This window comes from Algibacter pectinivorans, assembly GCF_900112595.1.
GTDB lineage: Bacteria > Bacteroidota > Bacteroidia > Flavobacteriales > Flavobacteriaceae > Algibacter_B > Algibacter_B pectinivorans.
Genome location: NZ_FOMI01000006.1, coordinates 116,617 through 135,714 on the forward strand (window position 1 = coordinate 116,617; position 19,098 = coordinate 135,714).

Genomic DNA, 19,098 nt, shown 5'->3' on the forward strand with positions numbered 1-19,098 from the left:
CAGTTAGCCATGTAATTATCCTTAATTTTATGCAGTATTAAACCAAATATTAAGAACTCAGAAAATGAAAAAATTACTATTATTATTCATGTCGTGTGCCACCTTTTATGGTGTTAGCGCACAAATTGCAACGCCACAACCTAGTCCTTTCTCTAAGTTAGAACAAAAAGTAGGAGTTACAGATGTTACTATCGAGTATTCAAGACCAGGTGTTAAGGATCGTACTATTTTTGGCGATTTAGTACCTTACGGTAAAATTTGGAGAACAGGAGCTAATGCGAGAACAAAAATTACGTTTAGTACAGATGCTGTTATAGACGGCCAAACCTTAAAAGCAGGTTCTTATTCTATTTTTACTATACCAAATGCCGATGCTTGGGATGTTATTTTTTATAACGACGGCGAAACATCTGGAACTCCAAAAGATTTAGATGGTAAGTACGTAGCAGCAAAAACAAGTGTTGAGGCTCACGAAATTCCTTTTAATGTAGAATCCTTTACAATAGATATAAACAACCTAAGTAGCACAGGTGCTAGATTAGAGTTTATTTGGGAAAAAACATGGGTAGGATTAGATTTTACAGTACCTACAGATGCGCAAGTTACAGCAAGTATAGATGGTGCCATGAATGGACCTAGTCTAGAAGATTATTACGCTTCTGCAACCTATTACTTAGAAAACGACAAGGATATCAATAAAGCCAAAGTTTGGATAGACAAAGCCATCGAAATGACAAAAGATAACCCACGTTTTTGGTACCTAAGAAAACAAGCCTTAATACACGCTAAGGCAGGAAGCACAAAAACGGCTATTGCAGCGGCTAAAGCGTCGTTAGATTTAGCTAAAAAAGCAGATAACGCAGCTTATGTAAAAATGAACACCGAGTCTTTAAAAGCTTGGGGTGCCATGTAAACCAGAACTTATGGCAATAAAAAAACGCAATCTATTAAGGTTGCGTTTTTTTTGTTCATTATTTGGGCGCTACCACAAGGGTCGGGCTTTCGGCAGTCGCTTTTTTGTGTTGCATTGGTGCAACAACACAAAAAGAGCTTCAACAAATGCCTCAATCCCTAGCGCACCTATCAGCTAGAGTTCTTTTACAATTAATACTCTAGGTTTATTTTTGTTCTAACCGCATCTAAGGTTTTAATAAGCTGCTCGCTAAAGGCAAAAGTCATCACATCACTTTCTGTTTTTCCTGCTCTAAGTAACTCATTAAAATGTATGGTTTCGTAGTTGTAACCAATTGTTTTGTAATTAAAATCTATAGTTTCTGGTTTGCCACCTTTAGGAATTAACGTTACCGTAGTTGGCATATGGAACATGGTATTTATTTTAATAGTTCCATTTTCACAATAAAAAATAGCTTCTGTAGGAGCATTTTCAAGTAAGGTACTTTTTAGCAGCGCTTTAGTATCATCATAATCAAAAAGCATGGTGCACGATGAGTCTGCTCCATTTTCAAAATAAGTAGCCTGCGCGTTTATAGTTTTAGGAATTCCTAAAGTCGATAAAGCAGCAAAAATAGGGTAGATGCCAATATCTAACAAACTACCACCGCCTAAGGACTTATTAAATAATCTTGTAGAATCATCAAAGTCTCTATGAAAACCAAAATCGGCTTCAAGTTTAACTAAGTTACCAAAAACTTTATCCTCTAAAGCTTTTAAAACATACTGGTAATGCGGTAAAAAGTACGTCCAAAGTGCTTCCATAAGTAGCACATTTTCCGCTTTAGCTTTAGCTATCATTTCGGAAACTTCATCGGCATTCATAGCAAAAGGCTTTTCGCATAATACCGCTATACCGTGTTGTAGGCATAACAACGTGTTTTCTTTATGTAAAGCGTGTGGTGTTGCAATATAAATGGCATCAATATTTTTATCTTCAACCATAGCTTCATAACTACCAAAAGCCTTAGTCGCATTATATTTTGCAGCAAATGCATCTGCTTTATCTTGGTTTCTAGACGCTACCGCATATAGTTTAGCGCCTTCAATAGTTAATAAATCTGTTGCGAATTTATTGGCAATACTTCCTAAGCCAATAATACCCCAATTAATAGTTTTAAGCATTTATTTTAGTTTTTGGTGTTATAAATTGAATTATGCAGGCAATAGCCATGACTATCATACAGCCAATAAAGTTTAGCCATAAAAAAGGCAGGTTTATATACTCGTATAAATCTAGTAAATACAAGGCAATAACTAATACTTGAGTAATTAAAGCGCCTATAAAAACGGCATTTCCCTTAACAAATTTAAAGAAAAACGCCAACAAGAAAATACCCAATACATTACCGTAAAATATGGAACCAATAATATTTACCAACTGAATTAAATTTTCGGCAAGATTAGCAATACAGGCAACACCAATGGCAATGACACCCCAAAGGAATGTAAACCAACGCGATGCTTTTACTTTTTCTTCTTCGGTTTTTTCTCCGGTATTTCTAATGTATAAATCTATAGTTGTAGTGCTTCCTAAAGCATTAAGCTCACTTGCTGTACTAGACATGGCAGCACTTAAAATTACGGCTAATAATAAACCAATTAAACCACGCGGTAAATTGTTTAAAATAAAATGTATAAATACATAATCCTTATCGTTACTTTCTACCTTAATATCTTGGCTATCGGAAACTTTATCAATTAAATCTCGAGCGTCTTTTCGCAATTCATCATTGGCAGCATTTGCGGCAGCAATATATTTTACGGTTTCAGGATTATCAGAAGCGGTGTAGGCTTCAATAATTTTCTGTTTATCTCTAAATATTTGTTTTTGTTCTGCTTGCAATGCTTTAAAATCATCGGCATATTCAGAATTTAACACCAACTCGGTAGCGGTAGGATTAAAGTTTACAGGCGCTTCATTAAACTGATAAAACACAAAAACCATAACACCAACTAACAGAATAAAGAACTGCATAGGGATTTTTAAAAGGCCGTTAAAAACCAAACCAAGCTGCATTTCTTTAACCGATTTACCCGAAAGGTAACGTTGCACTTGGCTTTGGTCGGTTCCAAAATAAGAAAGCATTAAAAAAGTACCGCCTATAATACCACTCCAAAATGTGTAGCGGTTATTTAAATTAAAGGAGAAATCTAGCACTTCCATTTTTCCGCTGGCACCTGCAATATCTAAGGCTTTACTAAATGTGATATCTTCAGGTAATTTATCTACAATTAATAAAAAGGCGATAAGCATACCAATAAAAATAACTACCATTTGGTGTTTTTGCGTTACGTTTACGGCTCTAGTACCACCAGAAACGGTGTAGATAATAACCAAACATCCTATAACGATGTTTAGCGTTAATAAATCCCATCCTAGTACCACAGATAATATTATGGCAGGCGCAAAAATGGTAATACCAGCAGCTAACCCGCGTTGTATTAAAAATAAAATAGCCGCTAAAGTTCTGGTTTTTAAATCGAATCTGTTTTCTAAAAACTCGTAGGCGGTATATACTTTTAGGCGGTGATACAAAGGTATAAACACCATGCAAATAACAATCATGGCAATAGGTAAGCCAAAGTAAAATTGAACGAACCCCATGCCATCATTAAAGGCTTGCCCTGGCGTAGATAAAAACGTAATCGCACTAGCTTGTGTAGCCATAACCGATAGACCAATAGTCCACCATTTGGATGTGTTTCCACCTCTTAAATAATCTTTTACATTTTTACTGCCTCGTGTTTGCCACGTACCATAACTTACAATGGCAATTAGGGTTATGCCTAGTACCAACCAGTCAATCCAATTTAATGTCTGCATCGTTTAAAAGGATTTGGTAATTAGGTAAAATATTATAAAATATATGGCATTAGCCACCAAAACTAAGGTGTAAAGCGAATGCCATTTTTGTTTAGGTGCGTCTTCGTTCATGATTAATCATTCAGTTTTACTGGCTGTGGTATATCTTCTTTTCCTAAGGAAAGTATGTTTGCAAATAGGCGATAAGCACCCGAAACACCCGCAGGAAACTCTCTAAAAAAGCTTAAACCTGTATACGTGTAATAGCCTTTACCATGTTTTGCCACAAGTAAACTACCATGTTTTGCAGATTCTCCTTTATCGTGCATGGATAGGATAGGCGTAAACGCTTTATCCCAACTATCAGGAAAATACAAACCGCGTTCTTGAGTCCATCCTTCAAAATCCTTTGGTGTGATTTTATTAGGGAAATTTAAAACCTCATGGTCCGGATTTAAAAATTTAACCTCGGCGTTTTCGTCGGTTACTCTATCGCGCGATAGTGTTAAATTATACGGTCCTATAGCGTCTACTTTTACACGATGGCTGGTATTGTATTGTACCACCATGTTGCCGCCATTGGCAACAAAATCGAATAACAATTGTTGTTTAAAATTTAATTCTTCAACCGTGTTATAGGCTCTAATGCCAACAACAACAGCATCAAAATTACTTAATGTTTCAGGAGTAATATCCTCAGGCGATATAATCCTAACGTTATAACCAATTTGCTCTAAACTTTCAGGAACTACATCACCCGCACCTTGAATATACGCAATATTATTGCCTTGTTTTTTTATATCTAATCGCACAATTTTACTTTCGCTAGGCAGCAATACCGTTTGGAAAGGGATATGCTCGTAATCTATATCAATAAGTTCTTTGGTATAACTTTTATCCCCAATTTGAACAATAGGACCAATAAAGCCTTCACTCTGTTCTTTAGGCGGAATTACTGTAAACCTAAGTAATTGTTCTTCGCCTTTATGCGCTATAGATACCTTTTGCTTTTTTGGTAAAATACTCCAACCGTTAGGATAGCAAACTTCAACATCGCCTTCAAGATTATCTCTTCCAGCCTTTACAACTACAGTGATGTCTCGTTGTTGGTCATTATCCAAAATAATTACCTTCTCTGTAATTTTTGCCGAAACTTCAGGGATAATTTCAAACGGACGATACAATTCACCTTTATCTGGTTTTGCGAAGCGTTGTATAATAGGTTTTGTAAAGGTTATTGGGGTATTGTTAATTAATAGATTAAAATCGATATTATAAACTCGTGGCGTTTCTGGTTTTCCAACAAGTGTTTTATCATCCACTTTATACATACCTAAAGATCCTTTTTGGTTTAGCCAATAAGGCGTGGTAGGTTCCGTGTTATTATCGACTTTTAAAACCTCGCTAAAATCATATTTTACATTGTTTTTAAGCGTAATACCTTTAGCCATATTTAAATCGCTAGCATTGTTTAGGCTTTCTAAAACTATGGGTAAGTCACTTCTGTTAAGTACTTCAATATTTAGTTTTATGGTTTCGTTTTGGGTTGCCCAATTTGTTTCGGCCGATGCTTCTAAATACAATCCAGCACACATTTCAATAATAGCCTTAAGCTCCTTAGTTTTTTGAGTTTTCCAGTGTTTGTTATCTATGTTTTGAAGTAATTTGTATGCTTCAACTAACCCAGGAATATGTACCGCTGGATTTTTAAAGTTAAAGTTAGCTTCAATAGTATTTAAAATATCGCCTATAGCGCCTCCACCTTTTACGCGGTTCCAAGTGGTATCAATACCTTCAAAAATATTATTCGAGCCATTTAAAGGCTCTCCTTTTAAAAAGTCGATGTACTCAATGTCCGAGCCACGTTGTGATAAACGACCAAAACCTTGACATAAATGTTGGCTACGAGCCAAATCTGCCAATTCATTATTACTTAAACCTTTTGTAGGGTAGTAGGTGCCAATATCGAAGGTTAGCATGTTGCTTTTGTCAACCTTATCAAAAGCTTCTTGACTGCCATAACGCCACGCGCTAGTATTATAAAACAATCGCTTTGGTTGCCAAACTTCCGTTTGGTTTAATTGAGATGTGTAGGCCTTATCATTGTTAGCTAAATCGAATGCCTCGATACTTAAAATAGCCGAAGTTGTATGATGCCCGTGTGTTTTACCCGCTCTTTTTTCATCGAATCTATTAATTATAATATCGGGTTTAAATTGGCGTATGGCCAAAACAACATCGCTTAATACTTGGTCTTTATCCCAAATATCTAGAGTTTCATCTGGGTGTTTAGAATAGCCAAAATCGTTGGCTCTAGTAAACAGCTGTTCGCCACCATCTACACGTCTTGCAGCCAATAATTCTTGAGTTCTAATAACGCCTAAAAGTTCTCTTATTTCGGGACCAATTAGGTTTTGCCCGCCATCGCCACGTGTTAACGATAAGTAAGCCGTTCTTGCCTTTACTTGGTTAGACATGTATGCAATTAAACGCGTGTTTTCGTCGTCTGGATGTGCCGCTACATATAAAACAGAACCTAAAAAGTTTAGCTTTTGTATGGATTCATAAATCTCTGATGATGATGGGGCTTTGGGCTTTTGGGCTTGAGTAAATGATACTGCCAAAAGGCATACCAATAATCTAAGTAATTGTTTCTGCATGGTTTATTATTAGCTGAACCCCAAATATAAAAAACATAACAGCGATAGGGTTGGTTTTAGTTTTTATTTAACGCTTGTTAACATTAGTGTTTGGTCTTATACTAGTGTTAAATTGGCTCCACTTACTATATCTTTTTAAAATCCATAACCATAGCATTAAACTATGCCGTTTACAGAGGTTAAGCTTTTAATTTACTATTACTTGAATATTAGAGGAGTAATGGTGTTTTATAAGGTATCTTTGGTGTAAAATTATTTGTTTGTTCATATTAATTCATGATTTCGCAATACTCTCGCGAAAAGCAAAGACTTAACACATGAGTCAGAATTTATATTTCAAACCCTAGTGGCCAACTTAATGCCTGATTGCTAGATAATACCTATTTAATAGTAATCTTTCGCACTGCTTATATCATTACTTCGCATGGCGTGTTAATCTAAAAATCATGGCTTTAAAAATACGTCTTGGGCTTAAACTAAATCAATTTAATTTTATTAAAGGTTTGCACATTTCCATACAGGCAATTTCCAATTATGACACAACATAAATTAACGAGGATTTAAAGTAACTAGTAATGGATGCCAGTTTTGGGCGTGCCCCTTTGGGTCGGGCTTTACATTACAATTCCTCGCACTTCCTTCCAGTCAGGCTGTGGGATTTTCATTGCAATCCCTCACGCACTAAATAGAAACTATCATGTTAGATATTACAATAAACAAACCAACACCTTTTATTTTTAAGCAACCCTTAAAAGTATTTAATAGCAGTACCGATGTTAAGCAGGCCATAAAAACCTTAGAAGCCGGTAAACCCTTATTAATTACAGCCTTTTATAGCAATGGTTTGCTGCTTCTTAAAGCACTCGATGTTCATTTAAAAACCACATGGCCACATACTACTTTTAAGGAGCAACGCGCATATAGATCTGCGTATCATAAGCTTTCAAATCTTATATTAATAGAGGTTAAAGACCATCAATTAACTGTAAAAAAAGCACCAGCTATTGGGTGGTTAAAAGTGCTGTATCCAGAAACTAGTAGTTTTATATTAACATTTGTTCAAATACAAGGTCTAAATAGTTCTTGGCAATGGTATAGCAAAGGTGTGGTAATTCCGGTATTACGGAATAAAATCCATCCGTATTACGGGGCTTATTTCCCAACACGTTTTGATCATTTAATACTATTCGATAAATGGTTAACACGCTATAAAGGCCCTAAAAAATCGGCTATCGATGTAGGAGTAGGTAGTGGCGTGTTATCATTTCAAATACTTAAACATGGTTTTCAAAACGTTTTTGCCACCGATACCAATCCTAATGCTATTGTAGGTTTAACCGAATCTATAAAAGACACCAAACTCTCCAGAAAAATAGAGTTGGAATACGCATCGCTATTTGGTAAATGGGATAAGCAAACCGAATTAATTGTATTTAATCCGCCTTGGCTGCCAACATCAAATGAGATACAAAATATTGATGAAGCCATGTATTATAACGCCACCTTGTTTCCTGAGTTTTTCGAACAAGCCAAAAAGCGCTTGTTGCCAAATGGTAAATTGGTAATACTATTTTCAAACCTAGCGCAAATAGCCGAAGTAACTACCGAGCATCCTATTGAAAAAGAATTAGCCGAAGGAGGTAGATTTCAACTAAGTAATTGCTATAAAAAATCGGTAAAATTGGCTTCAAAAAACACGAAACGTCAGCAAAATTGGCGTTCTCTAGAAATGGTAGAACTTTGGGAGCTTACAGGTAATTAAGATTAAAAAAACAAAAACCAGCATTTACACTGGTTTTTGTTTTTTTTTTAAACACTTTAAATTTGTTTAAAGTTTATGTGTTCGGTTTTTGGTTTTTTATTTTCTGGTTCTGCAGGAATTATAGGTCTGGATTGCTGATTAAAAAATAATTGCTGAATAGAATCCATGCGGCGCATCATGTTTTCAATTTGTTGGTTATGATTCATGAAACCATCATGAAAAAAGTTTTCTGAATGCAACTGTTTCGAGTCAGAATCACGACGAAAAAAATCATTAAAAAACGAATCATTAAAAAAGCTATGACTATTAAAATGCTTCTGAAATTCCATTTTTAAACTATCGTTTACTTTTCCGTTACTAGAATAACTGTAGGAGTAAATGGAATCGTAGCGCGTTAAATTACCATTTTCATCATATTCTTTATTAACCGTAATATTTTCGTCTGGTTTTAAGGCTAGAGACTCCCTTTGCTGTTTGTTTTGTCCTGAACAATTAAAAAACAACAAACAAAACAAAGGGATTAAATTCAATGTTTTCATAGGTATATATTTTAAAATTAAACAATAACTAACGATTATTATTTTTCAAAAAATGTGCCGAAATAATTCATCGAAATATATGCTTGTTTTTCAATGTCAAATTGACAGCGCTCTAAAACAAGGGCATGTAAATGTCTGCAAGTATTTTAAGCCTATCGAAAATATTACCATAAGTTAAATTTAAGCTTTATGTTTTTTTATTAAACTGTTTATATAAAAAAACCACCTTGTTTTCACAAGATGGCTTTTAAATATTATTAAAAATATACTTTAATTAACGGATAGTAAAGTGATGTCATAAATAAGGACAGAACCTCCTTCAATTCCTGCGGCTCCTATATTTCCGTAAGTTAAATGTGCTGGAATATAGAGTGTGCCGCTTCCGCCTTCATTAAAATAGGTTATACCTTCAGCTAGTCCTGAAAGTATTGAGTTTAACTGTACGTCTGTAGCTGTTGTGCTTTCAAAAAACACTTCTCCATCTGTAAAATAGCCTTTAATCGTAAATGTTACATTATCCGTTAAAGTTGGTTGTTGTCCATCTCCAGGTTCATCAATCGTGAAAAATAAACCGGTGCCAGATTGTTGCGCAGTTAATTCGTTTTCTATTAAATAATTTTGAATTTCTGCCTCATTTTCAGTTTTATAATTCACATAAATAAGTTCGATATCGAAAATAATTACAGAGCCTGCTGGAATACTTCCGTTAGTGCTACTACCATAGGCTAAATGTGCTGGGATAATAAGAGTTCCACTTCCGCCTTCTTTAAAATAAGTTATACCTTCGGTAAACCCAGGTATTAAACTGTTTAAAAACGTAAATGAAACACCTTCTTCTGGGCTTTCATCAAACACAGTACCGTCTGTTAAATAGCCTTTGTATGCTATTTTAACTCTATCGGTTGTTAAAGGGGCGACACCTGTTCCAGGGGTATCAATTATATAATATAAACCGGTGCTACTAGACTGTGCAGTTAAATTATTAGTGGCAAGATATGCTTGAATTTCTTGCTCATTTTCGCTTGTGTAGTCTTTTGGGGTATCGTCAGAACTACAAGCTGTAAATAAAATAACAGCAAGTACCATACATAGTTTTTTCATCATATTGAATTTTTTGGTAAATATATAAGCAATAGCCTTATTTATTAAGGTTTTTAACGTTTCTTTTAAAGATTTCGTCCTACTTTAAAACGTTACCTAGATAACTTTTGTTCGTTATTTATAATAAGCTTAACGGCCTGCTTGTACTTAAACGGGTTGGTTGCTTTTTTTATTGCTTTGTATGTTTTTTGCGGGTTGGAACACGACTGCGAAAAGAACTCCCAAAAGCCTAACATTTTCATTTTTATAGGTGTTGGTCCAGAAAGGTAGTCGTCGTACTGTTGGTAAATGGTATTGTGGAATTCTTCAAAAATGTCCCAGCGGTTTTCAGGATATTCTGTGGTGTCATTTTTTATCATTTGTGGTAAAAAAGGGTCGGCAATTAAGCCACGACCAATCATAAAATGATCTAAGCTAGGAAAACGCTCTTGCATAGCCTTAAAACTGGCCACACTTGTAATATCGCCGTTATAATACAGCTTGTGTTTCGTGCTGCTAATACATCGCTCAAAGGCATCAAGATCTACAGGACCTTTATACAGTTGTTTGCCTATTCTAGCATGAATGGCAATGTTTTTTAGTGGGTATTCATCTAAAATAGGGAAGACCTCTAATATTTCTTCAGCATGCTCATAACCCATTCGCATTTTCATCGATACCAAAATATCCGTTTCCTTATGGGCACGTTCTAAAATAGTATTTATTTTTTCAGGATCACAAATTAACCCAGAACCCATTCCAGATTTAGCAACCATAGGGTATGGGCAACCCAAATTCCAATTTAACTCTTTGTAACCTAAACGTTGTACATATTTGGCAACAAACAAAAACTCTTCGGCATCGTTAGTTATAATTTGAGGTATAACCTCTAATGTCGTATTGTTTTCTAGTAATAAATCGTTTTGATAGGACGATTTAATTTTAAACTTTCCGTTAAGCCTTATGTAAGGCGAATAAAAGGTGTCTATGCCTCCAAAATAATGATGAAACGCATTACGGAATCTAAAATCTGTAAACCCTTGTAATGGAGACGAAAGTAATGTAAAAGCCATTTATAATTTGTGTGGCGCAAAGATAGGTATAACTTTTATTGAAGCGTTTAAGTTTTTTAGATTAATACGTGTTGATTGGAGTGCTCCGAATCTGTTTTTCTTTTTTATAAATTAGTTGTTTCATTAAAGCTTGTGTTTACTTATTTACTAGATACCAATATTTTTTAATAGTTACTAGAGAGTCTGTTGTTTAAAAAAAGGTGTGTCTTAAAGTTAAAAAAATATAATACATGCACTATTTTAGTTACCAGAGATTTATATTTATTGCTAAAATCTTTTTATATTTTCTAGGAGCTTTAAGGAGTGCGTTTTAGACTAGAATAAGATTTGTAGATGTAGTTTTGGAAAATAAAATTACCGTGTTTTAGTCTTCAATCCTATTTTCATCGAAGGCCGATGGTAATAATTTAGGAATAAATTTAACCACTAAGGGCAGTAATAAAGCGCCTCCTGGCAACATAAATATGGCTAAACTAGGTATAGATTTAAAAATATCTAAAAGCTGTTCTTGTACTTTTTTTTGCTCTTCTTTATTTAAATCTCTAATAGTAGATTGGGTAAGCAAAACCATAAGCTCCTTGCTATCTTTTAGCTCTTGGTATAGCCGTTTACTGTTTCTAGTAATTAGTTTTTTAACCATTTTACTAGAGTTATTATAAAAACTTTGTACTACGTTTTTTGAGCTTAAAAGCGCAATATTATCCTTATTTATGATGTAAAATTTGTTAACAGCCTTAATGGAGTAGTGTATTTTAGAAAGGTCTAGATTGAGGTCGTTACCAAGTTTTTCTAGAAAATGCTGTTCTTCTAGATCAATCATTTGGTCGCTCCAGGTTGCCATACATGCGAGGTCTAAAACGTAATGTTTTTCTAGGTTTGTGTTAATGTTGCTAACCGCCTTGTTGTAATCTATATATGGGTTTTCTTGATAGCGTAACGAAGCATCAAATAATTTAATTAAACTATCGTCGTACTTATTTTTTGTTTCCTTAGAATTTAAAACATTTAAAGAAATAGAAGTTATCGATGCTTCCATTTCTTTTAAATACGCTTTAGATATTTTGCGCTGCTCCAAATAGGTTTTATACGCTAATACATCTACAAACAACAGCGCATTAATAATAAAGTAGTTAAAGTTTTTGGTGAGTACATTGGCATCTATTTGTATGCGTCTGTGTATTATTTTTTCAAGCTGATCGCTAGACTTTTTACCACTTAATAAATCGCTAAAAAAAGAGGTTTTAATTTCATCTATATCCGTGTAAAACCCTATAACACTGTCTATAAAAGACCTATCTGTATTTGAATTGGCATGAATGTAATATAAGGCCAGGCATAAATTGGTTTTACAAAGCTCTTCTTCTGTTAGGTTTTTATCAATAATAATCTGGCTAACAATTTCTAGATTACTACCATAAATAAATCCGCACAGCCTTAAAGACTCATAAAAGGATGCTTCGTCAAATTTTAAAAAGAGATTGTTGCTTTCTATCTCTTTCATCAACTTTTTAATCCAACCTGCAGATGATGGGTTCATAATTCAATTTTCAAATAGATTGTAAAAGTAAACTTTTAACTGAATATCTACACGGTTTTTTCTTTAACAAAACTTTAACAAAACCGCTATTTCTTTTTTTTCGTAGGTATGGCAGAGAGTGAATTTAATAATAACAAAAAATCTCAAAAACATGAAAAATTTAAAACGAGTATTAGGAATTGGAGTAGTAGCGGTAGCTAGTTGCTTTGTAATTGCGGCCGATCATATTGACGCGCCAGAAGTATCTGGAGGAAATAGTGATATTACCGATTTTTATGCCTTTCAGGCTGAAAATGAAGATAATTTAGTTTTTGTAGCTAACATCCAAGGATTAATAAGTCCTGCAAACACAGCAGCTGCATCATTTAGTGAAAATGTAATGGTTGAGTTCAATATTGATACCAACCAAGATAATGTTGAAGATTTAGTTATTCAAGCCATTCCTAGAGATGGTAAAATGTATTTCTTTGGTCCTGTTGCTCCTTCTCAAACTGGCTTAAATAGTATTATTGAAACGACTTCTACAGCTGGTGGAAGTGTAGAAATTTCAAGCTACGGAAGTGCGGCCATAACTGCTAGTAATGGCGGAATGTCCTTTTTTGCAGGTCCTAGAGACGATCCATTTTTTATGGATTTTGCACGATTCACTCAAATTTTAACACCTGGGGATGATGATGGCGATGGCGAAGAAGAAACCGCTTTTTTACCAGAAGGTTCTGCATCCGATACGTTTGCTGGAACTAACGTAATGTCTATTGTTGTTGAGGTACCTAAATCTATGATTGGTGGTTCTGGAAAAATTAACACGTGGGTAGAGTCTAAAAGAAAATAATAAAACAAAATAACCTTATTAAAATATCAAATTATGAAAAATATAAAAATATTAACCTTAGCGTTAACTGTATCGTTAATAGCATTTAACTGCTCGAACGACGATGATAATACTATGAGTATGGAGGAGCCAGTTTTAGATTTCTCTGGAACTTACGCTCAAGAAGACCAAATGGGTAGACCAGCTGTAAACACAGTGTTTAATGCTAGTGCAGATAAAGATGCTTTTAACGTGACTACGCCAGCAGATCAAAGTGCAGCATTTCAAAGTAAATTTGAAGCTAATTTATTAAACTTAAGTCCTGCTTATGCCGATGGTGGAATGAATGCCCTTGGACAAGATGCCGCAGCGTTTACGGGTTTATTAGCTACCGATGTTTTAAACGTATCGTTAGATGGAACAACTACATTTTTTGATGGCGAACCAGCAAATACACTTTCTGGACGTGCTTTAGCAGACGATGTTATTACTGTTGAGTTATTATTAATTTTTGGAGGTGAAGATTTCTCTGAAAACCCTGGCTTATCTAACGACAATGTTAGCGAGAATGATAAAACCTTTTTGACCTCATTTCCTTACCTAGCATCTCCTCACTAGGATATATTACCTCTAGAACATGGTAATTACCATGTTCTAGATTTTTTACCTACACAAAAAACACAAACATAAACACACATTAACATGAAAACGACAAGTCAATTAACCTTTATTGTTTTATTACTGCTTTTGGTAAGTTGTAATGAAAACACAAAAAAAATAACAGATACCAACGATTACGTAGCGTATTTAGAAGCATCAGAGAACGAGGTGCTGCAATTAGTAAAAGAGGATTTTAATTTCTGGGAAAAAAAGCTAGAAAAAGAACCAAATCAATTTCCCTACTTGGCTAAAGCTGCAGCATCTCAATCTCAAATTTTTAATAAAACCGGAAATATTGAAGCTTTAATTAAAGCCGAAACATATTTAGTTAAGGCTAACAAAGCTACCAATTATAACAATGCAGGATATTTAAGAGCTTTATCTAGAAATTATATCGCACAACACCGCTTTAAAGAAGCCTTGCTTTTACTTATAAAGGCCGAAGGTAATGGCGAAGGTTTAAAGGGAACTCAAAAAATGCTTTTCGATGTGCATTTAGAATTAGGTAATTATGATGCTGCCAAAAAATACTTAGATGCCATTAAGAAAAATAATGATTTCGATTATTTAATAAGACTATCAAAATGGTCCGACCATCGTGGTAATTTAGATGCAGCCATAAAATATATGGAACAGGCTAAAGCCATAGCAGAAAGCGCAAATTTAGCCTCTACAAAGCAGTGGGTGTATACCAATTTGGCCGACTATTATGGACATGCAGGACGTATTGAAGCTTCTTACAACCATTATTTAAAAGCACTAGAGTTAGATCCTAACGATGCGTATGCTAAAAAAGGTATTGCTTGGATTGTGTACTCGTATGAAAAAAATGCAGACGAAGCACTTCGTATTTTAAACGAAATTACCAAAACTTATAATGCGCCAGATTATCATTTATTAAAAGCTGAAATAGCAGAATTTAATGGTGATACTGCGTTAAAAGAAGAACAATTAAAACAATATGCAGCTGCGGTAAAAAATTCGTTTTATGGCGATATGTACAATAAGTATAATGTCTTATTACATGCCGAAAACGAAAAAGAAACAGCGAAAGCCCTGGAAATTGCCTATGTTGAAATAAAAAACAGGCCAACGCCACAATCCTATGATTTGCTTGCATGGACACTTTATAATCATGGCGAAGTAAAACAAGCCCTTAAAGTTGCAGAAGCACATGTAATTGGTAAAACCTCTGAACCCGATGTGTTATTTCATGTTGCAAAAATTTATAAGGCTAATAGAGAATTAGAAAAGGCTAATGCAATAAAAAAAGAACTTTTAGAAAGCGTTTTTGAGCTTGGTCCAATTATGGAAAACGAAATAAAAAATATATAAAATTTAGTTTGGTTAGTTATGTGTATGATAATTGTTTTAAAAACTTAATTGTCATAAAGAAACCTTAATGATGTGTTTAATATAAGGTTTTTTGTTAGGTGAAAGTGTCTAGTTACTTAATTGTAATTAGGCACTTTCTTATTTAATTAATAAAAACACCCTCGAGTATTTTTGCGAAATCATCCATTTTTACTCCAGTTTTATTAGTTAATACAGAGATAACAATGTTTTCTTTAGGGTAAATTAATAAAACGGTAGAAGCCCCAACACCACCACCTGTATGATAATATTTTGGGGTGTTTTTTATGGTATATGCCGATGAAAAACCAATACCATAGCCTGTTATTTTACCAGATTTTAGTTTTTGAGAGGTTGTCATTTCTAGCAAAGCTGCAGCAGATACTGTTTTAGGCGAAATAATTTCTTCTCCAAATTTTATTAAATCTTCAGACGTAGATAAAAAACCACCGCCAGCAACCTTGTACTCATTAGCAACAGGAGTAGAAAACATCCTTTTTTTTCGGTAAAAATCAGTTTTATTGGGTAGGGGTATTTCAGAATCTTCCACCAAAGTATTAGTCATACCCAAAGGACTAAAAACCGTTTGTGTTACCAACTCATTAAAATCGGTTCGGGCTGCTTTTTGCATAATTTCACTAAGCAAAACATAGCCAAATGTATTGTATGAAAATTGGGTTGAAGGTTCAAATAAAAGCGAGTCGTTTTTAAAGATATTTACCCCTTCGGTAATGGATGTTTTTTTATTCCATAGAAACTCATTGCCTTTATAATGCCTAATGCCTGCAAGGTGTCCGCCTAATTCTTTAATATTAAAATCGTAAGCTTTTTTAGGATAATTGGGCAAGTAGCTGTAAATACTTTTATTTAAATCAATTTGGTTTTTATCCACTAAATGTGCCAATGCTAGGGCTGTAATAGATTTAGATATACTGGCAATTCTAAACAATGTTTTATTAGGATCTACTTTTACTTTAGGTTTTCTTTTGGCATATCCAAAACCTTCAGACCAAATAAGTTTACCATGTTGAGATACCGATATAGACATTCCAGGAATGCCTTGTTGGCGCATAAATTGTTTAGCACGTTTTTTAGCGGTTTTTATTCTGTAGTCTGATGACGTGCCGTGTTCTGCCGAATTAAATCCTACAGAAGTAAAAAAGAATAATAAGGAGGCTAGTATGTTTTTCAAGGGTATAGTAAATAGTTTTTTCTTGTTTTATTAAAACGTTGTAATCCTTCTTTCCAAGTGGCTTTAATTGCCTTTTCAGACATTCCAGATTCAATTTGCTGCTGTAACGTTTTTGTGCCTGCCAATTTTGTAAAAAAGCTATTAAAAAACTCAGCTTTATTATTGGTATTCTTGTAGGCATTAATAAGCCAATTTAGTTTTAAAGTATTTATAGTCTCAGCTTTAGTTAAATCCTTACCATAACATGTTTTGTTTTGGTGTTTTGGGTACTTAGAACCTTCGTTGGGTTGAGGTTTAAATTGAAAACTGTATACATCAGGATTTAAAAACGGACTTCCAAATATTTGAAATTGGGTTTCTGTACCTCGGCCTGCGCTTACATTGGTGCCTTCAAAAAAGCAAAGACTAGGGTATAGGTTAATGGCTTGGTCGTTTGGTAAATTCGGACTTGGTTTTATTGGTAAGCTATATTTTAGTTTATGGTTGTAATGTTTCATGGCAATAACCTTTAAGTCGCATTGCATGCTATTAGTTAGCCATTTTTCCCCATTAATCATCGTAGCATATTCGCCAATAGTCATGCCATGAACCACAGGAATAGGGTGCATGCCAACAAAACTAGTGTGCTCCATTTCTAAAACAGGACCATCAATATAATTACCATTTGGGTTAGGCCTATCAAAAACAATTACAGGAATTCCGGCTTCTGCGCAAGCTTCCATAACGTAATGTAAGGACGAAATGTAAGTGTAAAAACGAGCGCCAACATCTTGTATATCAAAAATAACAACATCCAAATTTTCAAGTTGCGCCTCCGATGGTTTTTTATTTTTTCCGTAAAGCGATACAATAGGTAAATTAGTTTTAGTATCTATACCATCTTTAACAACCTCGCCAGCATCAGCCTTTCCTCTAAAACCATGTTCTGGAGCAAACACTTTTTTAATATCCACATGAAGGCCAAGAAGCGAATCTACTACGTGTGTATATGTTATGGCATCCAATGGTTGTGCTGCACTATTAGTAAAAAACACGGAGGTTTGGTTGGCCACAATACCAACTCGCTTTCCTTTTAAAAACGGCAGGTAAACGTTGGTTTGGTTTACCCCAAGAACGATTGACGTGTCTTTTTCTACTTTAGTGAATTCGTCTTCTGGATTATTAATTTTAACCTGAGATATTGAAACATCGCCTTTGGATTTGCTTCCACAAGAAATCATTACTAAAACTAGCCCAATAATTATTGGGAAAACTGTATTTTTGAAATCACTAAACCTCATTTTTATCTTTTGAATTACGAGTTCTTTATAGCAAAACGCATTATTGGTAGTAAAGCGTATAAAAGTAGCATATCGGCGCCAATAATAAAAATTGGAATCGCTGCAATTGCTATTGGTATGGTTGTAATGATGGTTACCGTTGCCATAAGCATCGGGTTACAGCAAAAAATACGCGATAAAGTTATAGCATTTAATGGCCATGTAACCATTACAAATTACGATACCAATAATTCGCAAGAAAGCGTAATTCCTATTACAATAAACCAAGATTTTTATCCAGATTTTAAAGCAGTACAAGGCGTTAAGCATGTACAAGGTGTAGCAACAAAATTTGGTGTAATACGAACCGAAACAGATTTTGAAGGATTGTATTTAAAAGGCGTTGGTGCCGATTATAATTGGGGTTATTTTAAAGAATTTCTAGTAGAAGGCGAATTACCAGATTACACGCAAAAACGAAATGAAAATGTTTTAATATCGCAATACTTAGCCAATAGAATGCATTTTAAAGCTGGTGACACCTTTCAAATGTTTTTTGCAAAAGACGATCTCGAAAAATTACCAAACATAATAACATACACCATATCCGGAATTTTTAATTCTGGGTTTCAGGATTTGGATGCTCAATATATTATTGGCGATATACGCCACTTACAACGTATAAATAGATGGGGAAGCGATCAAATTGGTAATTTTGAGGTGTTTATAGATAATTACGATGCCCTAGAAGAAAAAGGCGCCGAAATACATCAAAATATTTCCTCCTTACTAGATTCGCAAACCATTACAGATCGTTATTATTCTATTTTCGAGTGGATTAAAATATTCGATAAAAACACCTACGGCATTATAGGTATTATGGTGCTTATTGCTGGTTTTAACATGGTAACGGCCTTACTTGTGTTAATACTAGAGCGCACCAGAATGATAGGCGTTTTAAAAACCTTAGGCAGTAGTAATTGGAGCATTCGTAAACTCTTCCTTTACAATGCATCTTACCTCATTTTATTAGGTTTATTTTGGGGTAATATTTTAGGTTTAGGCATTTTGTTTGCGCAAAAATATTTCAGCTTTTTTCCTTTAGATCCAAGTGTATATTACGTATCCGAAGCACCAGTATATATCAATTTAGGCTATATTCTAGCATTAAATGTTGGTACGTTAGTGCTGTGCTTACTTATGCTACTGGTTCCGTCGTACCTCATTACAAAAATATCGCCAGTAAAAGCCATTCGTTTTAGTTAAACAGTAATTTGGGCGCTTACCACAAGGGTCGGGCTTTATTCGTTGATTTCTATTTTAAATTATTGAACTCATGAATATAACTATTTTACTACTCGCTCCTTCCTAAAAAGTCAGGGAGCTCAAACATACCGTTCAATCCCTAGCGCGGG

The 19,098-nt window shown here is 34.5% G+C and carries 15 protein-coding genes; 6 read left to right on the forward strand and 9 right to left on the reverse strand.

What is annotated here, in order from left to right; genetic code table 11:
- Positions 1–64 precede the first annotated feature (64 nt).
- Positions 65–913, forward strand: coding sequence for a DUF2911 domain-containing protein (locus tag BMY96_RS10405; RefSeq protein ID WP_092851879.1), 849 nt, complete (start codon positions 65–67; stop codon positions 911–913).
- A gap of 191 nt (positions 914–1,104) precedes the next feature.
- On the opposite strand, the gene BMY96_RS10410 is transcribed toward BMY96_RS10405, so the two are convergent.
- The 3 genes from BMY96_RS10410 to BMY96_RS10420 form a co-directional block, all read right to left on the reverse strand.
- Complete coding sequence (locus tag BMY96_RS10410; RefSeq protein ID WP_092851881.1) at positions 1,105–2,076, reverse strand: Gfo/Idh/MocA family protein; 972 nt, start codon at positions 2,074–2,076, stop codon at positions 1,105–1,107.
- Positions 2,069–3,778: a sodium:solute symporter family protein gene (locus tag BMY96_RS10415; protein ID WP_092851883.1), complete on the reverse strand. Its 1,710-nt coding sequence runs from the start codon at positions 3,776–3,778 to the stop codon at positions 2,069–2,071. The genes BMY96_RS10410 and BMY96_RS10415 overlap by 8 nt, the downstream gene beginning before the upstream one ends.
- 113 nt (positions 3,779–3,891) lie before the next feature.
- A complete protein-coding gene (locus BMY96_RS10420) occupies positions 3,892–6,417 on the reverse strand; it encodes a PIG-L family deacetylase (RefSeq protein ID WP_092851885.1) in 2,526 nt (841 codons plus the stop codon).
- A 697-nt stretch (positions 6,418–7,114) separates the two neighbouring features.
- Between BMY96_RS10420 and BMY96_RS10425 the strand changes: the two genes are divergently transcribed.
- On the forward strand, positions 7,115–8,179 hold the full coding sequence (locus BMY96_RS10425; protein WP_092851886.1) for a methyltransferase: 1,065 nt from the start codon (positions 7,115–7,117) through the stop codon (positions 8,177–8,179).
- Between the two features lie 56 nt (positions 8,180–8,235).
- Here BMY96_RS10425 and BMY96_RS10430 read toward each other — a convergent pair whose 3' ends face one another.
- The 4 genes from BMY96_RS10430 to BMY96_RS10445 form a co-directional block, all read right to left on the reverse strand.
- A complete protein-coding gene (locus BMY96_RS10430) occupies positions 8,236–8,718 on the reverse strand; it encodes a hypothetical protein (protein WP_139205241.1) in 483 nt (160 codons plus the stop codon).
- Positions 8,719–8,988: 270 nt separating this feature from the next.
- The gene (locus BMY96_RS16215) at positions 8,989–9,822 is read right to left on the reverse strand and encodes an FKBP-type peptidyl-prolyl cis-trans isomerase (protein WP_139205242.1); all 834 of its coding nucleotides are present in this window, start codon (positions 9,820–9,822) and stop codon (positions 8,989–8,991) included.
- An 89-nt stretch (positions 9,823–9,911) separates the two neighbouring features.
- Positions 9,912–10,871 (reverse strand): tRNA dihydrouridine synthase, encoded by a 960-nt coding sequence (locus BMY96_RS10440; protein WP_092851893.1) that lies wholly within the window; start codon positions 10,869–10,871, stop codon positions 9,912–9,914.
- A 364-nt stretch (positions 10,872–11,235) separates the two neighbouring features.
- The gene (locus BMY96_RS10445; protein ID WP_092851895.1) at positions 11,236–12,408 is read right to left on the reverse strand and encodes an LETM1-related biofilm-associated protein; all 1,173 of its coding nucleotides are present in this window, start codon (positions 12,406–12,408) and stop codon (positions 11,236–11,238) included.
- A gap of 151 nt (positions 12,409–12,559) precedes the next feature.
- Between BMY96_RS10445 and BMY96_RS10450 the strand changes: the two genes are divergently transcribed.
- The 3 genes from BMY96_RS10450 (at position 12,560) to BMY96_RS10460 (ending at position 15,214) form a co-directional block, all read left to right on the forward strand.
- Positions 12,560–13,240 (forward strand): DUF4331 family protein, encoded by a 681-nt coding sequence (locus BMY96_RS10450; RefSeq protein ID WP_092851897.1) that lies wholly within the window; start codon positions 12,560–12,562, stop codon positions 13,238–13,240.
- A gap of 33 nt (positions 13,241–13,273) precedes the next feature.
- A complete protein-coding gene (locus BMY96_RS10455) occupies positions 13,274–13,837 on the forward strand; it encodes a DUF4331 family protein (protein ID WP_092851899.1) in 564 nt (187 codons plus the stop codon).
- 84 nt (positions 13,838–13,921) lie between these two features.
- Positions 13,922–15,214, forward strand: coding sequence for a tetratricopeptide repeat protein (locus BMY96_RS10460; protein WP_092851901.1), 1,293 nt, complete (start codon positions 13,922–13,924; stop codon positions 15,212–15,214).
- Positions 15,215–15,356: 142 nt separating this feature from the next.
- Here BMY96_RS10460 and BMY96_RS10465 read toward each other — a convergent pair whose 3' ends face one another.
- Positions 15,357–16,424 (reverse strand): serine hydrolase domain-containing protein, encoded by a 1,068-nt coding sequence (locus tag BMY96_RS10465; protein ID WP_092851903.1) that lies wholly within the window; start codon positions 16,422–16,424, stop codon positions 15,357–15,359.
- Entirely contained in the window at positions 16,421–17,704 is a 1,284-nt protein-coding gene (locus BMY96_RS10470; protein WP_092851905.1) for an exo-beta-N-acetylmuramidase NamZ family protein, read from the reverse strand. The genes BMY96_RS10465 and BMY96_RS10470 overlap by 4 nt, the downstream gene beginning before the upstream one ends.
- Positions 17,705–17,713: 9 nt before the next feature.
- Here BMY96_RS10470 and BMY96_RS10475 point away from each other — a divergent pair, with 9 nt between their 5' ends.
- Positions 17,714–18,949, forward strand: coding sequence for an ABC transporter permease (locus tag BMY96_RS10475; protein ID WP_092851907.1), 1,236 nt, complete (start codon positions 17,714–17,716; stop codon positions 18,947–18,949).
- Positions 18,950–19,098: the final 149 nt, after the last annotated feature.